The sequence below is a fragment of the Streptomyces sp. NPDC006733 genome, from assembly GCF_040636125.1.
GTDB lineage: Bacteria > Actinomycetota > Actinomycetes > Streptomycetales > Streptomycetaceae > Actinacidiphila.
Genome location: NZ_JBEYJD010000117.1, coordinates 1 through 2,826, shown reverse-complemented (window position 1 = coordinate 2,826; position 2,826 = coordinate 1). Strand labels below are relative to the sequence as shown.

Genomic DNA, 2,826 nt, shown 5'->3' with positions numbered 1-2,826 from the left:
GCGGCCTCCCCGGCCTCAATGTCAACCGTCACGTCAGTCATCAACTGTCGCTTCCAGCTCAGGAGTTACACCGCTCACGGTACAGACCCCTGGCCGCGGCTGGCAGGTCCCCTAACAGCCGGGGTCGCCCGGCCTGATCTTCAGGATTACCCGGTACGAGGCGCACTTCTTGGTCCACATGTTCCGGAGGTTGTCGTTGCCTTCCTCGGTGTCCGCGTACTCCGGCTGGTAGGTGAAGCCGTCGGCCTCGATGTGCCGAAGCTGCGCCGCGTTGTAGCTGGCCATCAGCGCGGGGTCATTGCAGAGCTGGTGGCGGTTGGCGTTGCTGAGCGTCGGGACGCCAAACAGATCGATCCGTGCTTCCTCGAAGGGCTTCTTCTCCGCCTCGGGCGTGCCGTACCAGCCGGGGTAGCGGTGGAGCTCGGTTTCGAGCTGCTGCCATCGGTCGGTGTCGAAGTCGTCGCTGGTGCACATGTAGTCGCGCCACACAACGATGGACGGCTCCTTGATGATCTCGTCGTACTGGCGGAAGGACACTCCACCGGGCGCGGGGAGGTAGACCAGCGGGTAGATCCCCGCGGGCGGGTCGGCTGCGGCGGGCAGAGCGGTGCCGGTCAGGCAGGCGACGGCGGCCACCGCGGTGACCGTGATCGCCCGGCGGGTACGCGTGCGGAGCATCAAGACCCTGATTCCTTCTGGGGCGCCCACCACAGGTGCGGTCGGCGTTCGTAGCGCGCGGGTCGCACCAGCACTGGCACAAACCACCGCAGACAACCCATTCGATCATGAAGATCTGCTCACCAGACGCAACCGCATCCAGGTTCAGCACTATGGCCGGTAACAGCGACACCCCATCCGCGCCCCGGCGTACGCACCCCCGCACCGCAGGAGGCCAGCCCGGCCGCAGACTTCCCCGCAGACCAACCCCGCACCGGCCTCTCCTCCGCGTCCCTCCTGCGGGGCCACGACGCGCGGGAGAGCCTTGCCAGGGGTGGCCGGCTGGTCGGGGCGGGTGCGGGGTGGGCCTGTGACCGCGGATCACGCCGCGGGCGCCACGTGCTACGCGAAGACCGTCGAGTCCTACCGGGCCGCCGTCACGCTCGCATCGCTCCTGATGTGGGTGTGACATTTGGGGACACCGCCTAGCGGGCCGCCCGGCGGTTGCGGGCGACCAGGCGGGTCACGATGTTGCGCAGGGTAGAGATCGTGGCGTCGATGTTGTCGGCATCGGTGACCACCTCCTCCAGCAAGCCGCTCCAGAGCTCCCGCAGGCGGTGGAGGTTCTCGTGGGCCTTCTCCGTGGGATACAGGCGCACCCGTCGCGCATCGTGCTCGTCGGTGTCGCGTCGCACCAGGCCCGCCTGCTCCAGACTGCGGACCGCCCGGCTGAAGTTGCTGGAGATCATCTGGGTGGCTTCGGCGGCTTCCTTGGCCGTCGTGCCCGGGTGGCGGTCGATATAGCGCATCACTGCGCCCTGCAGCGGCGTCCCTGGCGCGACCTCGCCCTCCTTCGATGCCCCGATGTGGCGGCCGACCGCCAGGATCCGGTCGGCGAGCTCGAACAGTCGCGCCGTCTGCTCCGCGTCCATGGGTCAGGACCTCGGTCTTCCCCCTCCGATTGCTGTCAGTTGACAGCTACATTAGGTCGCTCTGATTTTGCTGTCACCTGACAGGTAAAGCGGTAGGGCGTCACCGACACGCCGCCCAAACCAAGGACCCCTCGCATGACACTCGTCGCCATCGAAGAACACTGGATCGCCCCGGCCCTCACGTCCGCCGTTCAGGCCTGCCGCGGCCTGACCAGAGCCTGGCCTTCAACGAGCTGAGCGACCATCAGCAGCGCCTGGAGGACCGGGGCGCGGGCCGGATCGCCACGATGGACGCCCAGGGCAGCAATCTCACCATCCTCGCCCTGACCCCGCCCGGAACCCACTCTCTCCCTCCCGCGCAGGCCCGGCAGGTGAGCCGTGCCGCGAACGACACGGCCAGCGCCGCCGTCGCCCCGCACCCGACGCGATTTCGCGCACTGTCGACCCTGCCCATGTCCTGCCCGGAGCGCGTCATCGAGGAGCTCGTGCGCGCCAAGGACCTGGGCCACGTCGGCACGATGGTCTACGGCCGCTCCAGCGACCGTCTTCTCGACGACCCAGCCTACGAAGCGTTCTTCGCCGCTGCGGCAGACCTCGGGCAGCCGGTCCTCCTCCACCCACCCATCCCCTCGGACGCGGTGCGTGACGCCTCCTACCGGGGGCTCGGCGAGCTGACCGATCTCGGCCTGGCCACCTTCGGATGGGGCTGGCACCTCGACACCGCGACCGCGGCGCTGCGGCTCATCCTGCGCGGCACCTTCGACCGCCACCCTGAGCTGCAGATCGTCCTCGAACACTGAGGCGAGATGTTGCTGTTCTGGCTCGACCGGGCTGACAGCCTCGCCGGCCTGCAACGGCCCGTCTCGCAGTACATCCGGACCAACTTCCACATCACCGCCTCCGGCATGCTCAACCCCGCACTGCTCCACCACGCCCTGACCGTCACCACCGCCGACCGGCTGATCTTCTCCACCGACTACCCGTTCCAGCAACCGACTCAGGACGAGATCACCGCGTTCCTCGACCACTTCTCGCCCGACAAGGACCGGCAGAAATTCTCCTCCGCCAACGCCGCAACGCTCTTTGGCCTCGCTCTCTGATCATCGCCAGGCGTTCCCCCCGGAAGACGGGGTCCATCAGCAACGGCGGGCTCTGGGCCGAGAAGAGCGAGACCGTCGCCGGTCGGCGAGCGTCACTCGTTCAACCCTATCGGGCGGCCAGAGCGGGGAAGCGAAGG

At 68.2% G+C, this 2,826-nt stretch carries 2 protein-coding genes and 1 pseudogene; 1 reads left to right on the top strand and 2 read right to left on the bottom strand.

Going from position 1 to position 2,826, the window contains the following annotated elements; genetic code table 11:
• Window positions 1-111: 111 nt before the first annotated feature.
• Together ABZ721_RS40875 and ABZ721_RS40870 are read right to left on the bottom strand one after the other, a co-directional pair.
• Window positions 112-678: a hypothetical protein gene (locus tag ABZ721_RS40875; protein WP_358793916.1), complete on the bottom strand. Its 567-nt coding sequence runs from the start codon at window positions 676-678 to the stop codon at window positions 112-114.
• Between the two features lie 464 nt (window positions 679-1,142).
• Window positions 1,143-1,589 (bottom strand): MarR family transcriptional regulator, encoded by a 447-nt coding sequence (locus tag ABZ721_RS40870; protein ID WP_358793915.1) that lies wholly within the window; start codon window positions 1,587-1,589, stop codon window positions 1,143-1,145.
• A 287-nt stretch (window positions 1,590-1,876) separates the two neighbouring features.
• Here ABZ721_RS40870 and ABZ721_RS40865 point away from each other — a divergent pair.
• Window positions 1,877-2,689: pseudogene (locus tag ABZ721_RS40865) on the top strand (amidohydrolase family protein).
• Window positions 2,690-2,826: the final 137 nt, after the last annotated feature.